This is a genomic window from Pseudoflavonifractor sp. An187 (genome assembly GCF_002160275.1).
Lineage (GTDB): Bacteria > Bacillota > Clostridia > Oscillospirales > Oscillospiraceae > Enterenecus > Enterenecus faecium.
Genome location: NZ_NFKG01000002.1, coordinates 192951 through 214842, shown reverse-complemented (window position 1 = coordinate 214842; position 21892 = coordinate 192951). Strand labels below are relative to the sequence as shown.

Here is a 21892-nt window from a genome sequence, read left to right as displayed (position 1 = left end):
TCCTCCGGCAAGCTGGTTCAAAGTCCCTTAGGCCCATGTCCAGCTTTCTCCTTCCATATCTTATCCCACAGTTCTTTCCCAATTCGAGCTGAGCTTCCTCCTCGGATGATTCCATCGTCTAAGATGTTGTTGTCTGCTAGAATTTTGAGAAATCTTTCAATATCCTGAGCAGCCTTTTCTTGGGTTACACCGTCATAGCGCTCTAAGATAAGTCGAACTAAATCATCCTTAGTGAAGTCTTGTTCCTTCATATAATCCCACAGATAGGCAGCGGAGGACGAAATATAAACCACACCCGTCACCTCTCGCACACGCTGCCCCGTAGGTACAATGACATATTCTCCAGCCACTTCACGCAGAATCAGCTGATCCTTTAATTTCACCATGGCACCTCCTATTTCCCATTTTATCACAATTTCAACATTATTTCCAGCCCTATCACCAAACGGCCCATTCGTCTTATTGCGCTTGCCAGCTTTTCCATCACTTTACAGCGCAAAAGCCCAAATGCAGTGGCTATCCGCCTTAATCTAGATTATACCACTAGTCGGAGATTCTGCCATCACCCATTTCCCCCTTTAAAACGGGCAATAATATTTCCAGCATTTACCGCAGCATATGTTTTTTGAAATCTTTTCGACGTTTAATCCCGAGTTTTTCCATTGAGGTTGACAAATAACGCTTCACCGTATTCGGTGAGATGTTCATATGTTGTCCAATCTCCTGATTGGTCCATCCCCGGGCTGCCAGCATGGCAATGGTAAACTCCGTAGTGGTCAGGTTATCCGCTACATTATTTCCCGTCACTGGGTTGTGAATTTTACGCCAACCGTCAGCAAAGCGACAAGTAATGTTGATAATGCGCTTGAAATCCTCAGGCCATTGGGGCTTTAAGACCGCCTCCAGCATTCCACCCAACAAGCCATGATGCTCCCCGAATGCCTCGATTAAATCGTCTGGACGGGCCAGGGCCCACGCAGCCATTAAATGTTGTTCTGCTCGGGCTACCTTTCGCAGGCTCATGCAGTCCATAACAGCTACCAGATGTAGATAGATGGCGGGGATAGGATAGTTCTGCCCCCCCATAGCCAAAGTAGCCTCTACAATGCCCAAACTGGTCTGATAGTCCTCTCGCAAATAGAGATAATGGCACAGTACATACATGGCAAAGGCCCGCAACCCCAGGGGCAGAGCAGGAAGCAACTGCTGCAAAGGAGGCAATTCCTTGGGCAGTGGTAGATGGAGGAGGACCGTTGCCGCAGCAGCTACAAAGGATTCGATGGTCTTAGCCTGAGTCGAAACGATTTTTTCTGATTCCATGGCCGCCCGGATCTCCCGCAGGGCCATCCTGGCTTGCTGAATCTGCCCCTGTGACAGGTTGGCATATCCATAAATCAGGCAAGCAGACAACCGAACCGCTAAGTCTGGACTTGTCAAAAACAGTTCTGCCGCCTGGGCGGCCTCCTCTGGTCGTCCACTAAAGTAGTGATATTCAGCCAAAGCAATCTTTTTCTTTGGCCCATCTTCCATCATATCGATAAATTCCAAACACTTTCCAGGTTGAAACGGATGGTTCATCAGCGGCATAAGCCCCTGGAGCGCCTCTTCCTCACAGGAATATGCTCTGGAATCTATGTGTCTCTCCTTCCGCGGATCTCTGGGTTTGACTGAATGGGACGGAATTTCCCAAGACACACCAAACTTTTTAACCCCTTCAATCCGTCCTTCTGCACAGTACTTTTGTACCATACGATTGGAAACTCCCCACTTTTTTGCAGCTTCAGTTACAGTAATATACTCCATGAGGCCTTCCTTTCTCCGCGAGAATTTGTGTTCGCACTTGCGCACACTTTCCTTCAATCTAGCTTTTGTGCTTTTAAGGGAAAAACAAACATTTTCAATCGCTATTCTTATGATATCTAACAAATAATTTCAGTTTTCTCATCATCTTCCAGACTTTCATTACAGTCGCTATTCCGTCACAGGTATTTTCCCAAAGCCGCAGGGATCGCTAAAAAGCACAACCCGTCCACGGGTCAGCACACTGGTAATCTTCTGTTTCAACGCCCGAGGTACGATAACGGTGTGCTCCATGCGCTGGACTCCCTTTCTGTGCACAGGATTGTATTATATTTTACCACTTGTTTCTATCTCCTGTAAATCACCCGAACGTATGATGCAAGTGGTACAACGAAGCTCCTTCCAACCGCCAAAAGGGCCCGGCAGAATGCAACGCATCCACCAGGCCCTTTTCTTTTGTTGTGCGGTTTATTGCTTACTTCAGGCCGTTCTCATAGGCCTCGATCATCTTCTTGACCATCTGGCCGCCCACAGAACCGGCCTGACGGCTGGTGAGGTCGCCGTTATAGCCGGCCTTCAGGTTCACGCCCACCTCGTTGGCAGCCTCCATCTTGAACTTATCCATGGCCTCACGGGCACCGGGAACCACCAGCTTGTTAGAACTATTGTTGCTAGACATATTGTTGTCCTCCTTCAAACTTGTGTTGGATTTGGAATCCGAGCATAGTTTGAGCAGACAGCGTTTTTCTATTCGCCATTTTATCTGGAAAAATTCAGCATTCAAACCAATGGTTCTATGGGAATATGGGCTCTATTTAGTCCCCTTGTGTCAGCAGCGCGAAGATATTGGTTTTCCCCACAGTCCGCACGGCCAGCGCACAGCCTGCCAGATAGCACAGCACAAACACAGCAATCGCCAACCAAACCATGGGCTGTCCGCTCCACACGGAGACAACCAGGCCGCTGACCAAACTGCCCATCAGGCACAGCCCCACCTGTTCCAGGAAGAAGGAGCCAAACACCAATTTCTTAGGGGCACCCATGCCCCGCATGATGGCAAACTCCATGCGTCTGCCGTTGACCATCAGCCAGGATACCACAAAGCCCAACACTCCCATCAGGATAAAGAGCACCGGGAACAGGATTTGTCCCAAGGTGATGTAGCGGTTCAAGGCCTGCACCGTCTGGTTAAAGATGTGGTCATTGAGCACAACCGTAACCCGGTTGCTTCCATTGCTCCCCGGCTGGTTATATCCCTCTTGGGCCAGATATTCCCGGAACGCCTCCAGATGATAGGCCGAGCCCAAGGTAAAACAAGCGCTGGGGAAGCTACCAGAGGGCGGAACGCTCTCCCGCTGGTCCTCGGTATCCCAAGGCGGCAAACACCAATAGCTCAGGGGTAAATAGAGATTATCCTCGCCGCCCGCCGGGTTGAAGCTGCCCACAATTTTCACCGGGACTGCCCCATTCAGCATCTCACAGTTGACCGGAATCTCATCTCCCAAACTCAAGTTTTGCTCCTTCATCCAGCGCTCACTGGCCACACAGGGCCAAGGCGTCTGAGACCAGTTCTCGTGATAGCTGGGATCGGCCAAAAAGCTCTCGTCCCATCCATCCAACCAGGTGACGCTTGGCACCTCTCCGTAGATAAACTCCGGCGCAACTTGCAGCCCGTTGAGGAATACCATGGAGGACTGGTCCTTGATCCAGGCCTCTTTGCGGTCTGCCCCATAGTCGTTGTTGGCAAATTGGGGCATCTCACCCTCCAGCCAGTAGTGATAGGTGACGTTGACTTCGATGGAAGAGAGCATCCCGGAGTTCCATATCTTCCACGGATTGGCCAAGACCAAGCCCGTGTACTGTCTTCCGTTGGTGGAGGTAAACTGGCCTGTGATGGTGGTGTTCTCATAGAGGGTGGCTCGTTGATCCGCCCATCCCTGGGCAGTAGCCATCAAAAAGCCCAGGAACGCAGACAACACCAGAGAAACCACCGGCACCACCAGGGAGCGCCAACCGCCCCGGCGAGCAGAGAGATAGGCAAACCGCAGGGCACCCTTCCCTGCCACACTGGTGGTACTCTTTGGCACCCGCACCCGGGTTTTGCCACGGCGCAGGGTGTTCTTCCGCTGCGCCTGTCCCACAAAGGCCACACACAGCACTAGGGCCACACCAAAGACCACAACACCTGCCACCAGGCTGGGCCACAGGGGCAGTTGATGGACCATCTCCACATCCTTCGTGATGCCCAAGGCACCATTGCTATACCGCTGATCTGCGGCATAGAAGGCCGCAGCCGCTTTCAGCACCAGCTGCACCAACAATTGCATCGAGGCCGCAGAGATCACCATCCCTGCCAGCACAGCCACGCCGCACACCAAGGTGGCACCGGACAGCAGCCACAGGCGAATTTTTCCCTTGGGCGTACCCAGAGAAGTCATCACATCCACTGCCTGCTGTTGCCGCCCCACAAAGAGGAACGCAAACAGGAACAGCACGGCCACCACACCGATCAGAGAGGCAAAGGTGACCCCCTGAGCTGTAGACTCCATGGCCTGCAAGGGCTGGGCTGCGGCAGAATACCCCTGGTCAAACAGGGTGATGCGCACCCCATCGGGGACCAGAGCCTCCATCTGTTCCACGGCCTCTACCGCCAGATCATTATCCAGCACAGCCCGGCCCAGCTGATAGCCAAAGAACGACGTCCGAGGAAACTCCTGTCCTCGGGACACCCAGACACGTCCCTCATAGGTCTCCGCCTGGTTGGCAATGCCCACTACCGTCCACGTTTGGGCCTCGCCCGTCTCCTCCAAGGCGAAGGGGTCCTGCGGGGTGGACTGCATCATGGACAGCGGGAGGCTGTCTCCCACCTCCAAATCCAGCTCCTCGGCAATGTCGTTGCTAATCACGCACACACCTTGCTCCCCCGCGGCGGGAAATCGTCCGTCCAGAAGATAGAGCATTCCCTGCTGGAAGGGCTCCAACGCCCCAATGTCATCGCTGGCGTCCACACGGATATAGTTGTTGCCTAACTCATACTTTTCCGCGTACTCAGCAAAAACCCCCTCGTGGAGCACCGGGTCATCATAGCTGTCAAACGCCACCCACGGAGACGCTTCACAGCCCTCATAGAAGTCCGTCACCACCATGGCTCGGTTGGAGCTTCCGCTGTCAAAGATTTCACCGTGCAGCAGATACCGCACATCCTTCTCCGGAACAAATCCACTGTCTCCGGGATCAATCTGGATGGCTACGCCGCTCTTTCCCTCATAGGAGTAGAGGTTCTCGCCAATAATGCCAATGTAGCCCATATCTGCCATGTACAGGCCGGAGAGTTCCTCGGTCTCAGCGTTATAACTGAAATAATTCCCTTGCTCAAAGAGAAACGAGATGTCTTTGTTCACACCTCGGGTCTCGTCCACCAGGGTGATTCGAGTACCCATCGTACAATAGACATCGGGCAAGTTTTCTGTATCCACCGTTTCCGTAGACAGGTCCAAAAAGGGAATGTTCTCCCACATCTCACTACCCAGCTTCACGGTGGCCGCACTGTTATTCGCATTCAGGAAAAGCAGGTAGTTGTCCGGCAAGTCATTGGAGGGCAACACCCCCCACACCTGTTCTTGCTTGGCCACCAGATTGAACACCGCCACTACCAGTTGGTTCTCATAGGGCACGGTACTACCCCGCCGCTGGTATCCATCCGTAAGTGCCATACCCCAGCTGGTGGTCTCCCACAACTCCACACCGGGAACCTGATCAATATCTCCCAGCTGGTTCAATGCCTCTCGGGCGGCTTCGTCTGCTACATACTCCTCCGGGTACTGGTCTCCCATGTACTCCACCACAGCAATGGAGGTGTACGTCTCCTCCATGCTCTGCAAGGTCAGGGTACAATAGCTCCACAGGCCCAATCCCAGCCCCAACGACAACGTCAGGACAAAAATCAGGAGGGTAAACAGCACCGTTTTCCCTTTGGAACGCACCGTGCTAAGGATTCCGTTTCGAATAATCATCTGGCATTCTCCTTCAGCCCACCACCTGACCGTCCCGCAACTCCAGGACGTCGTCAGCCTTCTGGGCCAAGGTGCGATCATGGGTGACAATGATGACACAATATCCATCTTCATGGGCGAGCGATTGCAGAATCGAGAAAATGTTCTCACCGTTTGCGGTATCCAGGTTTCCGGTGGGCTCATCGGCCAGCATGATCTTCGTCTCCATCCCCAGGGCACGGGCAATGGCCACCCGCTGCTGCTCGCCGCCGGACAGCATGGTGGGATAGCGGTCCAATACCGTGGCAGGCAGTCCCACCCGCTCAATCAAGGCTTTCGCCTTTCCCAGCGCCTCTTTGGGGCTCATCCCCCGCAGCTCCATGGGGTACATCACGTTTTCCGCCACGGTGAGCAGGGGAAACAGCCGGAAATTTTGGTAGATCACCGCCACCTTCTCCCGGCGGTACATCTCCAACTGCATCTGACTGGTGGCCACATCGTGGCAGAGCACCTCTCCCTGGGTGGGCAAATCCAACCCAGCCATTAGGGAGAGTAGGGTGGTCTTACCACTGCCCGACTTGCCCACGATGGCGTATACCTTTCCGGCGTCAAAGTCCGCCGAGATATCTCGCAGGGCCTCTACCTTCTGATACTGTGTCTGATACGTGTAGTTGACATGTTGAATGCTCAGTGCATGCACAACAATTCCCCCTTTTCTCTCTTGATACACAGAGCTTACGCTCCATGCTCCACTCTCATAACCGGAAGGCGCACACTGCCCCAGGTCTGCTGCGGCCACTGCACCCGATAGGGCAGTTCCTCTTTCTCCAGGGTAAATGCAATGGCGTGTTCCAGAAAATCATGGCGCTGCTGCTTGTCTCCCACAGGCTCCACCACCGCCAGATCGGCGCTGTATGTGCCAGACACTAGGGCATCCGTGTCCAGCGTCAGGGTGAGCCTCTGTTCCGCCGTTCCATCACTGGCAAACGGCTGAGATACCGCCGTGGCCACCGGTGTTCCCCGGGCATTGGCCACGGTCAGCCGAAGATGCAGCCCCTTTCTCGGCTCTTTGCTGCTCAAATCCAACTGGAGGTTGAGCCAATGGTCCTTCTGGCTCACTTGTGCCCGCTGCATCCGCATCAGCTGCGCCGTTCCCTTCCGGGGCACATCGGTGAAATCATAGCTGTCTTGTACCGTCAGGCGCTGCATCATATAGTGGTCAATCCCCTGTTCCACGTCGCCGTCGTACACCACCTGTCCGCCGTCCAGCACGATACAGCGGTCACACAAGCTGCGCACAGTATCCATGTTGTGGCTGACATAGAGGATAGTTTTCCCCTGCTGCTGGGAGATCTCCCGCATTTTGTCTAGGCATTTCTTCTGAAATGCCATGTCTCCCACTGCCAGCACCTCGTCCATGAGAAAAATATCTGCATCTAAATGAGCGGTGACCGTAAATCCCAGCCGGAGATACATGCCGGAGGAATACCGTTTCACGGGGGTATCCAGGAAGGTCTCACACTGGGAAAAAGCCAAAATTTCCGGCAGTTTTTCCTGAATCTCCTGGGGCTTCATTCCCAGAATCGCACCACTGAGAAAGATATTCTCCCGGCCGGTGAGTTCCCGGTGAAAGCCCGTCCCCACCTCCAGCATACTGGAGATTTTCCCGTTGATGTATATGGTCCCCTCAGTGGGGGCGGTAATGCGGGCCAGCAGCTTGAGCAGGGTGGATTTCCCCGCCCCGTTGCGGCCCAAAAGCGCCACGCGCTCCCCTTTGTAAATGTCTAAATTGATATCCTGCAAGGCCTGAAAGGAGGTGGGAGCGCCTCCCCCTTCTCCCTTGCGCCAAGCCTGCCAGCGCCCCTGAATAGTGGCCGCTCCGCTGGTCTTGCCCAGCCGGTAGGTTTTTCCCACGCCCTCCAGGCGTAAAACCGTCTCTGCCATGGTGTCCACCTCCCTCAGATGGTGTCAATAAATTTCCGCTGTGCCCGGTGGAACATCCACAGTCCCAGCACTAAAATGAGCACCGTCATTCCCACGCTGATACAAATGGCGCTCAAAGAAGCTGTCCCTGTGCCAAACCAAGCGCCACGGAAGCACTCTACCACGGGTGCCATCGGGTTGAGCAGGTACAGCCAGCGCCACTGCGCCTGAATTTGAGAAGCTGGGTATACCACCGGAGTAGCATACATCCAGATTTGCAGGCCAAAGGAGACCAGTACACGGATGTCCCGATAGCGCACGGTGGCGGAAGCCAAAATAAGGCCTGTTCCAGTGGCCAGGGCCAGCAGCTGAATCACCAGCAGCGGGGTGGCCAGTACCCACCAGGTGGGGCCCCAGCCTCCCCCCTGCCTCAGCAGCACGCCATAGACCAGAAAGAAAATGCAGGTCTGAACCAGAAATTGAAACTGTCTGGAGAGCACCACCGAAATGGGGGCGCACAGGCGAGGAAAGTAAACCTTCCCCATCAGTCCCGCGTGGTTGAGCAGCGAGTCTGCACAGCCTGTGACACATCCGGAAAAGTTCATCCACAGGATGTTGCCGGACAGATAAAAGAGAAACTGTGGAATGCCGTCGGTGGATATCCCCGCAATGGTGCCAAACACCAGGGTCATCACCGAGCTGGACAGCACCGCCGAGATCACCAGCCAGATGGGCCCCAGCACCGTCTGGGCATACATGGTCTTTAGATTTCGCATCACCAGGGTTTTGATGAGGGTGCGGTACTCCCACACCTCTCCCATACCGTTCCACCAGTGGTCCCCCCGGGAAGAGATCACGGTGGTCCAGGTCTCTCCGGTTGTCTGCTTCATCTGCTTGTCCCCCTTCCTGGACATTGGAATCTTGGTATGAGAGAGCCGTCTGATCTCAGACGGCTCTCCCCTTCCAGTTATCTTCTGTTTTTCTTCTCTGTCTGTTCCTTTTTCTTTACCCGCTGTACCGTCCGCCAGATGGCACGGCAATGTTTCATGGAGCGCCCCGGAGTGGCAAATACCATACGCCCGCCTCGCACCAGCCAGCAGGCTGGGAGCAGCGCCGGATGTCGCCGCAAAATGGGATACATGCCCTCCATGTTCTTCCGGGGCAGGAAGATACAGTGCCACAGATAACGAAGGCCTGCCTGCTCCACGCTGCCGAGTCCTGCGCGATGCTTGTTGATTAGATTCTCCTCCAACTTCCATCTAGTTCCATACACCGCAGACCCCAGCATTCCATTGGCCATCTCTTGGGCTCCGTCTGTCAGCTCCATCTTCTTCTCATGAGGTGCAAACCAGTATTCCGCAATCTGTTCCACATTTCGGCGGAACTCACACAATTCCATCTGCTCCAACCGCTCCTGGAGATACGCTTCCTCTAGCTTTTTACCATATCGCGTGCCATTCCAAGGAACACAAAGCTTTATGCACGACCTCCCCGGATGGCCGCAACTTATCATAACCACTTTAATCCAATCCGTCAAGTAGGATTTTCCATAAATTCCAGCTGTATTTTCAGATCATACAATCATAAAATCAATCCCCAAACTCCACGCTTTCGTCGGGAATGTCGGTGCCCTCTGTCTCCTCGGAAGGCGTGGTCTCCTCGTCGGTCACCTCAGGAGTCTGGGTGGCTTCAGGTGCTTGGGTGTTCTCCACTTTGGGGCTGACCTCCTGGGTCTGGACCACCTCAGGGCTGGTGCTCTGCTCCTGGGGCTGAGGACTTGTGCAGGCCGTCAGGCACAGAAGGGCCAGCAAGCCTCCTACCAATGAGCCAAATCTTCTCATTCGAATTCTTCCCCATAATCAGGCACACCTTCATCAGGACCAACAGTCACACTAGACGTGCGCATCAGGTCCTCGTCCTCAAACTTGGTAATCTTCACTTCCGGCTCCATAAACAGCTTCTTCATAGGTGTTAGCTCCTTACTCAATCAAAATATTTTGTCCCTCTGGTCTGGCATAGTCGTCAGCCATCAGCTGTGAGCTGTCCCTAACTCCTTGATTTACCATCGGTACACTGGGATTTATCATACCCAGTCCCCTCTGTTTTGTCAGGCCGGAATTATCAGATTCCAAATTTTTGTGGTTTCACTCTGTTCCGCATGGCAGCAACCGCATAAATCCGCAGCATCCTATCTCAGACATTGGCGAAAAGCCCAAGGATTTATAAAAGGCTATGGTTTTGGGCGTGTCATCTGTGGCCAGTTCCATCTGCCGCACATGGCCAAAGCGGTCCAACACCGCTTGCAGTAACGCCGCTCCAATTCCTTTTCTCTGATGCTCCGGGAACACCAAAATATCCTGTACAAACACGATGGTGTATCCGTCTCCCACAGTACGAATCAGCCCCACAAGCTGCCCATTTTCATATGCCGCAAGGGTCAAAAGAGAGTGTTCAAATCCCTGCCGCAATGTGTCCGGGGCATCGGTGTAGGCCGTCCAGCCTACGCTGGTATACAGGGGCAGAATTTCCTGTTCGTTGTAGGTTCGGTATTCTCTGATTTCCATATCAGTAACCTCCAGTTTTTCGTTTTTGGATGTTACCTATTCAGCGCAATCTCATTTCACACCCTCCATTTATTCGTCCGGTTCGTCCAATACCCACGGCAACGTCACGAAAAACTCCAGGTCAAAATGGGGCTCTGGAAATCCCGGAGCTCCATATGGGTACGGGTTGTGGCCACACCCGCCCCCTCCCCAGGAATACTCCACAAGATCTTCCCGTTCTTTTTCAAGCTTTCGACCTGCAACGCGATAACTAATCTCATACAAATGGCCTTTATCATTGTGGTCCAGTTCACACACATAGGTGGCTTTCTCCGGCACAATGGAGAATTTGTCCAGCAGTTCCATCATCGAAGGCAGAAGAAGCCTCTGTTTTGCCAACGCCAAAAAATTGCGGCAATGACCACATGTACACGGCCACTCTTCCGACTGGCTGTACCACTCTTTGGTGTGCTCCAAATCTATCACGACCTCAGAGCCCAGTATCTCTCCTCTGTATTGACTCATAAGTCACCTCCTGGATTTGCGCTGCTTACCGTGATGCAAATTATTTCTGTCATTTTCAATATAGCACATAGCAACAGGAAAGAAAAGCAGCTATCTTCTCTTGCCGCTCTTCCCAGGTACCTATATAATAAAGGACAATCAATCCTGTATGGATACAAGGAGGAAGACCATGAACGTCACCTGCTTTGGCGACTCCAATACCTACGGCTATGACCCCCGCTCCTTTCTGGGTGGACGGTATGACCCAGATCACCGCTGGGTGGATATTCTGGCTGCGGAAACCGGCTGGACTGTGTACAACTTGGGGCAAAATGGCCGAGAGATCCCCACGGCTCTCCCTGCCCTTCCGTCTGACACCGATCTACTGATTCTCATGTTGGGCACCAACGACCTGCTCCAAGGCCTCAGCCCAGAAATGGCAGCGGCAAAACTGGAACGTTTTCTTCATAAAATACCGCTTTCTCCCAAACAAATATTGCTCATCGCCCCGCCGCCCATGGCCCTGGGAGAATGGGTGCCCAACCAGCAACTCATTGACCACTCCCACACCTTTGCCCAAAACTGTACCGCACTGGCCCAGCGACTTGGTATCCACTTTGCCAACGCCGGAGACTGGAATATTCCCCTTTCTTATGACGGCGTTCATTTTACCCAGGAAGGCCACAGAGCCTTTGCCACTGGACTTTTGAACGTACTTTCCACGCTCCCTTTCTGAAAAGGAATTGTCTTTCTCTTCAAAACACCGTATAATGGCCATAAGACACATCATAAAGGTGGGATTACAATCATGGCGAGAGTATCCACAAAAGAAAATAAAAATATTTACCACAAGACCCGGGAGGCGTTGCACCTCACCCGAGAAGCGGCAAGCGAATTGCTGGAGTCCATTGCACCGGAACGCATTGAGCGGATTGAAAACGAGCGCTGTTACCCCCATCCGGATGAAGTGCTGATTATGGCCAGACAGTACAAGCAGCCCAACCTCTGCAACTATTACTGTGCCAATCAATGCCCCATCGGGCAGCAATATGTGCCAGAAGTAAAGGTCAAGGAGCTATCCCAGATCGTTTTGGAGATGCTGGCCTCTCTCAACTCCATGAATAAGCGGAAGGACCGTTTGATTGAGATCACCGCAGACGGTATGATCAGCGATGACGAGCTGACCGACTTCATCTTCATTCAACAGGAGTTGGAGCGCATTTCTATCACGGTTGAAACCCTCCAGCTCTGGGCAGAGCAGATGCTGGCCACTGGCGCCATTGACGCCCAACAATACCACATGTGCAAGGAGCGGCTGGACAAGTCAAAGAATTAACGGGGCAAATTTTCTATCACAGGGGAAATAGACCGCTTTAATTTGCGGTATCTGTCATGGTATCCGCTTCACCCGAATGGTAGAATATCTCCGTAACCGGAGATCGCACATTCTGAGATGTCCCCCCTCTATACGTACATGGGAGCCGGTTGTTACACCGGCTCCCATGTACCATTCTCTCATATTTTCACCCTGAGGGCCGCACAGAATTGTGAGGCTCTTTTTGCAACTCCCACAAAACATAGAAAGTAGGATGAACACCCGTATGGACGACGGCATAGGCACAAAAAACACGCAACTACTCTGGATTCACTGGTCAAACCACGTCATATCCTTCCACGAAGAGGCCGGATATGAGCGACTGGAATTCCCTACCTATGAGAAAAAAATGGAATATGTTTTTGGAAAGACTTCCAATGGTTTTCGCATCCAATAACAAGCCCTCTGCAAAGGCACTTGCATTCTTAAAATGTGAGTCTACCGCAACTCCTGTTGCAGTGGCCTCACGTTTCTACCTTCTGGCATGGAAGTTACTTTCATAGCATTTTCGCCTTCTGTATGCTATAATGGCCGTGACAATGAGGACAAAAGGAGGTATCTGCCATGGCCTTGGAGAACGGGGAATGGATCATGCGGGGACTGGATTGGGATAACCCCTACCGCATCTGCAGCTGGCAAGAGCTCATAGACTGGGTGGACGAGGTGGGTTTTCTCCCCCTATTTAAAAATGAAATTGACGGGTTCTCGGTGGAAGAGCACACCTCCAACCTCTACTGGTGGAGTGGTGACCCGGAGCAAGACCCCTGGGAGTGGCGGAAGTTCATCGCCCGCAGTGGCCGTGTGGCCTACGGCAAATTCTTCGGCAAAAAGGCCGGATTCATCTCTAAGACCTGGTTCCCCCACTTCGCCAACTGGCGGCGGGACGGCTACGACTTTGACAGCCGGTGGGACGAGGAACTGGCCAGCCTGCGCCAGAAGCGCATCATGGACCAGTTTGCCACCCAGGAGGAGCTGTTCTCCTTTGAACTCAAACTCCTGGCTGGATTCGGTAAAGGCGGCGAGAAGAACTTTGAGGGCACAGTCACCGATCTTCAGATGTACGGGTATCTGCTGATTCGGGATTTCCGTCGTCGCCTGAACAAAAAGGGCCAGCCCTATGGATGGCCTGTCTCGGTCTACACCACGCCGGAGGCTCTCTGGGGCTATGAGCATATCTCCTCTGCCTATAATCAGGAACCCAGCCAATCCAGACAGCTGATTTATCAGCAAGTACAGAGGAATTTCCCAGCGGCCACAGAGGCCACCCTCCACGCAGTCCTGAGCTGGGGTAAATGAAGGGAGCAAACCAACTATGATACGAGATATCTGCAAAGATGAGACCTTTCTGGCCCAGAAGGCAGAGCCCGCCACAGCGGAAGACCAGTCCGTGGCCGCCGACCTGCTGGAGACCCTGGAGCACCACAAAGAGGGCTGCGTGGGCATGGCCGCCAATATGATCGGCGTCAACAAGCGCATCATTGCCTTTGACAACGAGGGCACCTACATGGTCATGTTCAACCCGGAGATCGTCAAGAAGTCCGGCCCATATGACGCCGTGGAAGGCTGCCTCTCCCTCACTGGGACCCGCCCCGCCAAACGGTGGAACTCCATCAAAGTGCGCTGGCAAAACGAGAAGTTCCAGGAACGGCTGAAAACCTTCACTGGGTGGACCGCTCAGATCATCCAACACGAAATCGACCACTGCGAGGGTATTATCATATGAAAAAGTGTAAGATTACCGTCATGCGCATCACTCAATACCCAGACCTGATGGCTCAGTACGAGAACCCCATCTCCCACGCCTGTGACATGGAAGTGGGACAGGTCTTCCTCGCCAACGGCTGGGAAAAACCAGAGGGCTTTTGCCAAAGCGCCTGGGACACCCTCTCCCCCTTTGTCCTGGCCCTGAGCCATGGAGCAGAGAATTTCTATGACGGCTGGATGAAGAATCCCACGTCCGCCATGCTCTCCTGCAACGATGGCTTTCGTCCGGTGAGTTTTCTGGTGGAAGCCCTGGACGAAGACGCAGAGTGAGGAGGGATCGCCATGTTTGAAAACGAAGGAACCGTGGCCACCGAACAATGGATGAAAACTGCAATTTGCTACTATTCCCGGCACCACGGAAACACCTTGAAGGTATTGGAGGCCATGGCAGAGGAAGACGAGGTAGACCTCATCGACGTGACTACTCGCCAGCTCGTCCGACTGGAGGAGTATGACTGTGTGGGCTTCGCCTCCGGCATCTACGGTTTTGAATTTCAAAAGGCCGTGGTGGAGTTTGCCCGTCAGTATCTGCCCCAGGGCAAGCCGGTCTTCTTCGTCTATACCTACGGCGGGGCGAAAGGCACCGGCGCAAAAGCGGTGGCGGAGATTGCCCAGGAGAAAGGCTGCCCAGTTCTAGGCGAGTTTTCCTGTAAAGGCTATGACACCTTCGGCCCCTTCAAGCTGGTGGGCGGTATCTCCAAAGGACACCCGGACACCGAGGATTTAAAGCACGCCCGCCAATTCTATCGAGCCATTCAAGAGACCTATCAGCGAGGTGAATCGGTATGAAACTCGCCATCCTCTCCGACACCCACGGCCTGCTGCGGCCCCAAGTGGAGGAGCACCTGAAAACCGCAGATGCCATCCTCCACGGCGGCGACATCAACAAGCCCGCCATTGTGGAGCAGCTGCAACAGTACGCCCCCCTCTACATCGTCCGGGGGAACAACGACAAGGAGTGGGCAGAAGACATCCCCCACGACCTCACCGTCACGTTAGAGGGCATCACCTTCTTCATGGTCCACAACAAAAAAGAGGTCCCAGTGGACCTCTCAGGGGTGAATGTGGTGGTATTCGGCCACTCCCACAAGTATGTACAGGAGGAAAAGGACGGCCTTCTCTGGCTCAACCCCGGCTCCTGCGGTCCTCGGCGGTTCCACCAGGAGATCACCATGATGATGGCGGAGATCGAAGGCGGAACCATTCAGGTAGAGAAGATCGAGATCCCCCATGAGACGCCATGAGAAAACAGCTTTCTTCCCACACATTTGATTTCCGTCTCTATCTCTCTTTGCTGGTTATGGGCCTATGTCCTGCCATTTACACCACTGTTCGCATCCATTTCTTAGGCCAAATGCCTGACCCATGGGCCTATTCCATTGCAGGACAGCTTGGGTGGGTGAATCTAGCTTATGAAGTTATTCAAGAAGCTGTGCTGCTCCCCCTGTTCTACTTTTTGGGCCAATCAGGAAAGGAGACCACTGAATTTCATAACCGAGTCCGAAGTGGCCTACTTGTCACCGCCTGCATCTATACAGTCATGTCTCTGGCGCTGTGCGTCTTGGTGCACCCCTTGCTGCACTGGATGGCGGTGGACCCCGGCATGGTAGATGCCTCTGCATCCTACATCCGTCTGGAGTGCTTGGCCAATGGTCTGGGCATGCTGGGTTCTTTTGCCCTGGTGGCACTGATCACCCTGGGCCGAACCAGATATCTCTATCTTCTGACCCTATCCCGGTTGGTTTTGAGCGTTGTTCTGGATACCTTGCTCATCTCTCCCCTGCCCTGCTCCCTCCACTTGGGTATCAATGGAGTGGGATATTCCAATCTTCTCGTCAACACCTTGCTGCTGATGGTATCCCTTTCGATGCTGTCCAGAGAAGGCGTTCGACTATTTGCCAGGGAACCTATCTCTTTTGGCTGGCTGAAAGAGTTTTTCAAAGTAGGAGGCCTTTCCGGCCTGGAGTCCTTTGTACGAAATCTGGCCTATATGCTGATGATTGTGCGCATGGTGAATGTAGTCCAGGAACAGGGCCTCTATTGGGTGGCAAACAGCTTTATCTGGAGCTGGCTCCTGCTTCCGGTGACACAGCTGGCAGAGGTCATCAAACAAGAAGTTTCCTCCGATCCCGCATCTTGCCCGGTGCGCCAACGTACCTACTTTGCTCTCACAGGCGTGATTTGTGTAATATGGCTGGGCTCCATCCCCCTCTGGAAACCATTTATGCAGTACGTTCTGGGCTATGCTGACACGGACGCCCTGTTCCGCTTGGTGCTGCTGTTGCTGGGCTTTTATATGGTATACGCCTTTCAGAATGTGTTTGATGCCATCTTCTATGCGTTGGGCAAAGCCAATTACATGCTGTTTGAGTCCATCGCCACCAATGCGCTATATTATGGCGGTGCCTTTCTCCTCTATTGCACCGGAGTCTGGACCCCTTCCCTCACCGGGATTGCGCTGCTGTTCGGCTTTGGCATGGCCTTTGACGGTGTTGTGTCCCTGCTGGCCTACCTATATTTAATGAAAAAGAAGCGTTTTGCGTAAAAAGCTAACATCAACAGAGCATGCCTTCCAAACGGGTCGGAAGGCATGCTTCTTTTTTGTCAGGAAAACGGGCAAACATTCCAGGTTCCCTTGGTAGCTTTTTTCTCGTGAGAACGGTATACTGGACATACAAGACACGGGAAACCAGGAGGAATACACCATGAGTTTGGGAAGCAGTTTATACCACGCCCGGAAAAAGAGCGGGCTGACCCAAGAAAATGTAGCGGAAAAACTGGGGGTCAGCCGCCAGACCATCTCCAAATGGGAGACCAATGAGACATTGCCTGATATTCGCCAGTCCAAGGGACTGGCCATGCTCTACCACATGACCTTGGACGAGCTCATCGAATACGACTTTGACGAGCAGCAGGCCCAGCAGATGATCGACAGCGTCAGCGACGAGGCCCAGGCCCGCATTGACTGGAACAAGGTGTGGAGCAAGAAATATCCAGTGTTGGCCACCTACCACAAAACGGTACGTATCAACGACTACGCCCCCGCCCTGCAGGAGATGCTCACCCAACTGCGGGTGGACTACGACTACAACCACACCGACGCCCTACTGGTGCTCAAAGACATTCTGGCCCGGGTCTGGAAGGGGCAGATGTAACCCCTCAGCGGCGTCCACCCTGCCGCCGACGGAAGTTCGCCTCAATGGCGTCCTTCCAGTGGGCATCCAAGGGAGCACTGCACCGGACGGCGCTCACCGCCTGGCTGATGGCCTCGTAGTTGAGCTGGGTGCCCTGGCTGTCGCAGTGGTAGTTCACCGCTCGGTCCGGGGCAATGCCCAGCTCCCCCGCCGCCTCCACGGCGTCGATGTTGGCCCCCAGGAAGAGAAACTCCCAACTGTACCGTTCCTTTTGCCGCTCAATCATCTTCTTGACTTGCTGGGCGGAATAGCGGCGGCTGGCGTTCTCCATGCCATCGGTGGTGATGACAAAGAGGGTGTGTTCCGGCACATCCTCTGGGCGGGCATACTTGTGGATGTTTCCAGTATGATGGATGGCCCCGCCCACCGCATCCAACAGCGCGGTACACCCCCGGACGTAGTATTCCTTGCGGGTGATGGGCCGGACCTCCCCCACCTGTACCCGGTCGTGGAGCACTTGGGTGCGGTCATCAAAGAGAATGGTGGAGACAAACGCCTGGCCGGGCTCCCGCTTCTGCTTTTCCAGCATGGCATTGAAGCCGCCGATGGTGTCCCCCTCCATCCCTTGCATGGAGCCGCTGCGGTCCAGAATGAATACCAACTCAGTCAAATTCTTTTTCATAAAAAATCCCCCTATTCTGTGTTGTGATTTTACAAACACAGGATGGGGGAATTTTCCTTCTATGTGGTCGCCTGGAAAGCGACAATTATATTCTCAACGGTGGAACAGTCTGGAACAAGGCATCTGTGTCACTTCGGCACGAGGCATGGTATCAGCCTCCCAACAGGCTCTGGTCGAAGGCGAACAGCGCCTCATTGATTTCAAAGATATTGTAGTTTTGATGGGCAATGAAATACTCCACGATGATGTCAAACTTGCTGGCATGGGAAAAGGCAAATCCGGCCTTTTGAAGCAGTTCCCGGGCCTCCTCCAGAGGCAGCTCCAGGGCGATGGCAAAGGCCATGGCGGTGGGTTTGGAGGGCTTATAGTGAACGTCTGAGCGAATCTTGGAGAACAGTTTGCGGTCAATATTGGCCTTTTTATAGCATTGGGCGTCGGTGATGCCCCGCTCGTCAATTTTCCGCAGCAGCATCTGGGAAAAGCTCTCGTCCAGCTGGCCCAGGGCCTCGTCCAGACTCAGGGGTGCGGAGGCGCACCACAGCTGGGCCTCCATGGGTTCCGCTTCCCAGGACATATCCCGGTGGCTTTGGGTATGCTCATCCACATAGTGGTCGTCAATGTAGGCGGCGATGTTGGAAAAGAGCTTGCCGCCGATGGTATAGGCCGCCCGGTCAAAAATCACCAGGTAGACCGTCATGTCATGGCAGAGCAAAAAGTCCCCAATGGTGTCCACCGCCACTTTGAGGGCCTGGTCTTTGGGGTAGCCGTATGCCCCGGAGGAAATGAGGGGGAAAGCCACCGTCTGGCAGCCATACTCCATCGCCAGTTCCAGAGAGGAACGGTAGGCGGAAATCAGCAGTTCCCGCTCCCCGTAATCTCCACCCCGCCAGATTGGGCCTACCGTGTGAATCACGTATTGAGCGGGCAGGCGATACCCCTTGGTGATTTTAGCCTGTCCCGTAGGACAGCCGCCCAGGGTGCGGCACTCCTCCAGCAGCTCCGGCCCGGCGGCGCGGTGGATGGCTCCGTCCACGCCGCCCCCGCCCAGCAAGCTATTTTTGGCGGCGTTGACAATGGCATCCACCTTCATGGTAGTAATATCATTGCGTACCATCTGTAGGGGCATAGGGCCACCTCCTCCTTGGATGGGCTTATCATACCACGCTTCTTTCCCGCTGGCAATCAAAAGAGAGGGGCCCTGCACACAAAGCAGAGCCCCTCCTCATTCAGCATTTTTCCAGATGAATGTTCAGGCGATACCGGGGCAGCCAGGTCTTCTCCTCCCTGTCATAGTCACCGGCGATACTCTCCCCTCGCAGGACGGATAAAGCCAAACCAATCAGCCCCATATTGACCACGGTGTTCCAATTCCCCGCCATCAGCGGAAAGTTCGAGGCATACAGGGCATACCCCAGGTTCCACGCCACGCTACAGAGGGCCTGACCACATAGAACCACCAGGACCGTCAGAATCACGGCTTTCCCCAACTGGCTTCTGTGCTTGAGGCAGCGGCACCACAGCCACGCCATCAGCCCTGCAAAGAGAAGTACAATGGCCAGAAACGGCCCCCATCCCAGCCGATATATGATGGTAGTGAGAAAGGCGTCCGCCTCACAGCCCGGGACCATCCTCTCAAAGGGCAGAGAGCTGTTCCATGTGCCCTCCCCCAGCCATCGGGACGCATCCAACACGTCTCGGATGGTACAAGCCTGGTACCCCATCCCCATGGGGTCTTGCTCCGGGTAAAGGAACACTTGCAGCCGCTGCACACCGTAGCCGAACCCAAACAGAACCATCCACGCCACGGCGGCAAAGAGCACGCCACAGGTCAATACCAGCAACATGCCCTTCCGCTTACCCACGCCAAACCAATCATTCCAAGCCGCCGCCAGCATAAGCGCAAACCCACTCACCAACAGGAGCAGCAAACCAAGCATGTGGGGGACTCGCATGCAAATCCACGCCAATGGGGCACCGCCTCCTAAGGCCAACACCAACCCCCACCAGCCCTTTTTACGGCAGGTATACAGCCACAGCGCATACACCACCGGGTAGCACAAGGTGACATATCGGGCATAGGTGGCAGCCCCATAGGTTTGTGGGGACAGAGCCGCCGCCACCACGCCAGCCACCAGGGCACCTGCATAGATGATTCTGCCGTGGCGAGCCAGCCGGGCATCGTCCAAAAAGTAGCCCAGCAAAAGGGCCCCACACCCCAAAACGAATACCCCCTCTGTTCTCAACGGGTTGAGGTCCAGATTTGGATTCTCCCATGTGGCCGTGAGCCACAGCTGGAGAACCGTACCCAGCAAGGCCAGCAAGATGGTACCCATCAGCAGCCCCCACTGGGGTCTGGGGCGGTGGAGTCCATCCAGCTGGGCCCCAATGGCCACGGGGTCCCCCATCTCCTCCACTGCCAGCTGCTCCGGGTTTTCCTGCCCTTCCGCGGCAAAGGCATCCCGCTGGTCCTCCAGGTGCTGTCGCAGCTCCTGAGTCACCACAGGCCGGGCCCGCCTCCACTTGATCTGTTCTGCCACAGCCTCCAAATAGCCGTCGATGGTCTTACCCTGCCACACAACTAGCTCCCCCTTTCAGCACCTGATTCACCGCACGGGCGTATTGATTCCAAGACTCCTCTTTTTCTTGCAGGGTTCGGTGTCCCTGCTCCGTCAAGTGATAGTACCGCCTGGGCTTCCCCGCCACCGCATCCTGCTCATAGGCGCAGACACAGCCCTTCTCCTCCAGTCCATGGAGCAGGGGATACAACGAGCCCGCTTTTAGATGGAAGGTGTCATCCGAGCGTTTTTTCAGCTCTTCAATCATCTGATAGCCGTACATGTCCTTTTCTTCCAGCAATTTCATCACCAGCAGTCCCATGCTGCCGCTGACCAAGCTCTTGTCCAGTTCCATAAAGCCCCTCCTATATAGGTTATCTATATACCCAATTATATATAGGCGTTCTATATATGTCAAGGGCAAAATAGAGGCGGGCGCTGGTTGCGCCCGCCATGGTGGAACCGCAATACTCACGCCATCTCAATGGCAACCTTGATGACTCCGTCCTGTCGGTTCTCAAACAGCTGATAGGCCTCCTCGATCTGAGAAAGTGGATAAGTATGGGTAATCAGGGGCGTGGTGTCCAACTTCCCCCGGGCAATAAGCTGCAAGGTCTCCGGACAGTTGCAGCCGTTCACGCCGCCGGTCTTGAAGGTCAGATTCTTCCCGTACATATCAGGAAGGGGCAACGTCTGGGGGCCGTCATAGAGGGCCACCACAGTGACCATGGCGTTGGGCCGGGCACACTCCCAGGCCATGCGGAAGGTCTCCGCGCTCCCCGCCACTTCCAGCACCACATCGGCGCCCCCGTGATCGCTGTGGGCCACCACAAAGTCGTTCAGCCCGTTGGGCGTTGTGGTCAGCACGCCGGGGTGGTGTTGGCGGACAAAGGCCAGTCGGCTCTCGTCCAGGTCGCAGACAATGATGCGTTTGGGGTGGTACAGGGTCACACACTGGAGGGTACACAGGCCCGTGGGCCCAGCGCCCAAGATGAGAACCGTGTCCTCTTCCTGGATTTCAGAAATCTGTGCGGCCCAGTAGCCCGTGGCCAGCACATCCCCCACCAACAGAGCCTGTAAGTCGGTGACGGTGTCTGGAATCTGATTCAAGCCCTGGTCTGCATAGGGCACCCGGACATACTCCGCCTGTCCGCCGTCGATGCGGCACCCCAGGGCCCAGCCGCCGTTTGGGTCGGTACAGTTGTTGACCCATCCGTGCTGACAGAAAAAGCAGTCCCCGCAGAAGGTCTCCACATTCACCGTCACCCGGTCCCCGGGCTTTACGGTGGTGACCGCGGAGCCCACCTGCTCCACCACCCCCACCATCTCGTGGCCCACGGTGATGCCGGGTACCGCACGGGGCACGCTGCCGTGCTTGATGTGCAGGTCACTGGTGCAGATGCTGGCCAAAGTCACCTTCACAATGGCGTCCCGGTCGTCCAGCAGCACCGGCTTGGGTTTGTCCAGCAGTTCGAATTTCCCCTGTCGGATATAGGTATAGGCCAGCATAGTACTCCCTCTTTCCTTCGATAGTATTTTTATATTGTACTCAATCCCGACACAGAAATCAAGCGCTCCTCCAGTCTATTCTATTCACTTTGACCGGAAACACATTTTTTA

The 21892-nt window shown here is 54.5% G+C and carries 27 protein-coding genes; 10 read left to right on the top strand and 17 right to left on the bottom strand.

Annotated features, from left to right (window positions below; genetic code table 11):
* Nucleotides 1–17: 17 nt before the first annotated feature.
* From B5F22_RS02595 to B5F22_RS02550, 12 genes are all read right to left on the bottom strand, one after another.
* Nucleotides 18–383: a PqqD family protein gene (locus tag B5F22_RS02595; protein ID WP_087390648.1), complete on the bottom strand. Its 366-nt coding sequence runs from the start codon at nt 381–383 to the stop codon at nt 18–20.
* Between the two features lie 223 nt (nt 384–606).
* On the bottom strand, nt 607–1803 hold the full coding sequence (locus B5F22_RS12235) for a LuxR C-terminal-related transcriptional regulator (protein WP_158096589.1): 1197 nt from the start codon (nt 1801–1803) through the stop codon (nt 607–609).
* A gap of 472 nt (nt 1804–2275) precedes the next feature.
* On the bottom strand, nt 2276–2479 hold the full coding sequence (locus B5F22_RS02585; protein ID WP_087228682.1) for an alpha/beta-type small acid-soluble spore protein: 204 nt from the start codon (nt 2477–2479) through the stop codon (nt 2276–2278).
* A 136-nt stretch (nt 2480–2615) separates the two neighbouring features.
* Nucleotides 2616–5813 (bottom strand): ABC transporter permease, encoded by a 3198-nt coding sequence (locus tag B5F22_RS02580; protein WP_087390488.1) that lies wholly within the window; start codon nt 5811–5813, stop codon nt 2616–2618.
* Nucleotides 5814–5826: 13 nt separating this feature from the next.
* Nucleotides 5827–6492 (bottom strand): ABC transporter ATP-binding protein, encoded by a 666-nt coding sequence (locus tag B5F22_RS02575; RefSeq protein WP_087390487.1) that lies wholly within the window; start codon nt 6490–6492, stop codon nt 5827–5829.
* Between the two features lie 35 nt (nt 6493–6527).
* Nucleotides 6528–7736, bottom strand: a complete 1209-nt coding sequence (locus tag B5F22_RS02570) for an ABC transporter ATP-binding protein (protein ID WP_087390483.1) — start codon at nt 7734–7736, stop codon at nt 6528–6530.
* A gap of 14 nt (nt 7737–7750) precedes the next feature.
* Nucleotides 7751–8605: an ABC transporter permease gene (locus B5F22_RS02565; RefSeq protein ID WP_158096588.1), complete on the bottom strand. Its 855-nt coding sequence runs from the start codon at nt 8603–8605 to the stop codon at nt 7751–7753.
* Nucleotides 8606–8682: 77 nt separating this feature from the next.
* Nucleotides 8683–9087, bottom strand: coding sequence for a hypothetical protein (locus tag B5F22_RS12230; RefSeq protein WP_204210492.1), 405 nt, complete (start codon nt 9085–9087; stop codon nt 8683–8685).
* A 217-nt stretch (nt 9088–9304) separates the two neighbouring features.
* Nucleotides 9305–9526 (bottom strand): hypothetical protein, encoded by a 222-nt coding sequence (locus tag B5F22_RS02560; RefSeq protein ID WP_087390478.1) that lies wholly within the window; start codon nt 9524–9526, stop codon nt 9305–9307.
* 26 nt (nt 9527–9552) lie between these two features.
* Nucleotides 9553–9681 carry a hypothetical protein gene (locus B5F22_RS12725; RefSeq protein ID WP_275532470.1) on the bottom strand — a complete coding sequence of 43 codons (129 nt, stop codon included), beginning with the start codon at nt 9679–9681 and terminating at the stop codon, nt 9553–9555.
* A gap of 178 nt (nt 9682–9859) precedes the next feature.
* Nucleotides 9860–10279 (bottom strand): GNAT family N-acetyltransferase, encoded by a 420-nt coding sequence (locus B5F22_RS02555; RefSeq protein WP_087390473.1) that lies wholly within the window; start codon nt 10277–10279, stop codon nt 9860–9862.
* 69 nt (nt 10280–10348) lie between these two features.
* Nucleotides 10349–10783, bottom strand: a complete 435-nt coding sequence (locus tag B5F22_RS02550; RefSeq protein ID WP_087390468.1) for a hypothetical protein — start codon at nt 10781–10783, stop codon at nt 10349–10351.
* 169 nt (nt 10784–10952) lie between these two features.
* Here B5F22_RS02550 and B5F22_RS02545 point away from each other — a divergent pair, with 169 nt between their 5' ends.
* The 10 genes from B5F22_RS02545 (at nt 10953) to B5F22_RS02505 (ending at nt 17056) form a co-directional block, all read left to right on the top strand.
* Complete coding sequence (locus B5F22_RS02545) at nt 10953–11498, top strand: GDSL-type esterase/lipase family protein (RefSeq protein ID WP_087390464.1); 546 nt, start codon at nt 10953–10955, stop codon at nt 11496–11498.
* 72 nt (nt 11499–11570) lie between these two features.
* Nucleotides 11571–12098, top strand: coding sequence for an XRE family transcriptional regulator (locus tag B5F22_RS02540; RefSeq protein WP_087228696.1), 528 nt, complete (start codon nt 11571–11573; stop codon nt 12096–12098).
* A gap of 265 nt (nt 12099–12363) precedes the next feature.
* The gene (locus tag B5F22_RS12225) at nt 12364–12534 is read left to right on the top strand and encodes a hypothetical protein (protein ID WP_158096586.1); all 171 of its coding nucleotides are present in this window, start codon (nt 12364–12366) and stop codon (nt 12532–12534) included.
* A 167-nt stretch (nt 12535–12701) separates the two neighbouring features.
* Nucleotides 12702–13433, top strand: a complete 732-nt coding sequence (locus B5F22_RS02535) for a hypothetical protein (RefSeq protein ID WP_087390459.1) — start codon at nt 12702–12704, stop codon at nt 13431–13433.
* Nucleotides 13434–13449: 16 nt separating this feature from the next.
* Nucleotides 13450–13860: a peptide deformylase gene (locus B5F22_RS02530; protein WP_087390457.1), complete on the top strand. Its 411-nt coding sequence runs from the start codon at nt 13450–13452 to the stop codon at nt 13858–13860.
* Complete coding sequence (locus B5F22_RS02525; RefSeq protein ID WP_087390455.1) at nt 13857–14171, top strand: TIGR04076 family protein; 315 nt, start codon at nt 13857–13859, stop codon at nt 14169–14171. The genes B5F22_RS02530 and B5F22_RS02525 overlap by 4 nt, the downstream gene beginning before the upstream one ends.
* A gap of 12 nt (nt 14172–14183) precedes the next feature.
* Complete coding sequence (locus tag B5F22_RS02520; RefSeq protein WP_343223917.1) at nt 14184–14690, top strand: flavodoxin family protein; 507 nt, start codon at nt 14184–14186, stop codon at nt 14688–14690.
* Nucleotides 14687–15145, top strand: coding sequence for a metallophosphoesterase family protein (locus B5F22_RS02515; protein WP_087390451.1), 459 nt, complete (start codon nt 14687–14689; stop codon nt 15143–15145). Before B5F22_RS02520 ends, B5F22_RS02515 begins: the two co-directional genes overlap by 4 nt.
* A complete protein-coding gene (locus B5F22_RS02510) occupies nt 15142–16446 on the top strand; it encodes an MATE family Na+-driven efflux transporter (RefSeq protein WP_343223916.1) in 1305 nt (434 codons plus the stop codon). The genes B5F22_RS02515 and B5F22_RS02510 overlap by 4 nt, the downstream gene beginning before the upstream one ends.
* Before the next feature lie 160 nt (nt 16447–16606).
* Nucleotides 16607–17056, top strand: coding sequence for a helix-turn-helix transcriptional regulator (locus B5F22_RS02505; protein ID WP_087390448.1), 450 nt, complete (start codon nt 16607–16609; stop codon nt 17054–17056).
* 4 nt (nt 17057–17060) lie between these two features.
* Here the strand turns inward: B5F22_RS02505 and B5F22_RS02500 are convergent, their stop codons facing one another.
* The 5 genes from B5F22_RS02500 to B5F22_RS02480 form a co-directional block, all read right to left on the bottom strand.
* On the bottom strand, nt 17061–17717 hold the full coding sequence (locus B5F22_RS02500; protein WP_087390445.1) for a VWA domain-containing protein: 657 nt from the start codon (nt 17715–17717) through the stop codon (nt 17061–17063).
* 151 nt (nt 17718–17868) lie between these two features.
* Entirely contained in the window at nt 17869–18843 is a 975-nt protein-coding gene (locus B5F22_RS02495) for an O-acetyl-ADP-ribose deacetylase (RefSeq protein WP_087390442.1), read from the bottom strand.
* Between the two features lie 100 nt (nt 18844–18943).
* Nucleotides 18944–20293, bottom strand: a complete 1350-nt coding sequence (locus tag B5F22_RS02490) for a permease prefix domain 1-containing protein (RefSeq protein WP_087390439.1) — start codon at nt 20291–20293, stop codon at nt 18944–18946.
* Nucleotides 20280–20627, bottom strand: coding sequence for a PadR family transcriptional regulator (locus tag B5F22_RS02485; RefSeq protein ID WP_087390436.1), 348 nt, complete (start codon nt 20625–20627; stop codon nt 20280–20282). The genes B5F22_RS02490 and B5F22_RS02485 overlap by 14 nt, the downstream gene beginning before the upstream one ends.
* 116 nt (nt 20628–20743) lie before the next feature.
* Complete coding sequence (locus B5F22_RS02480) at nt 20744–21781, bottom strand: alcohol dehydrogenase (RefSeq protein ID WP_087390433.1); 1038 nt, start codon at nt 21779–21781, stop codon at nt 20744–20746.
* Between the last annotated feature and the right edge of the window lie 111 nt (nt 21782–21892).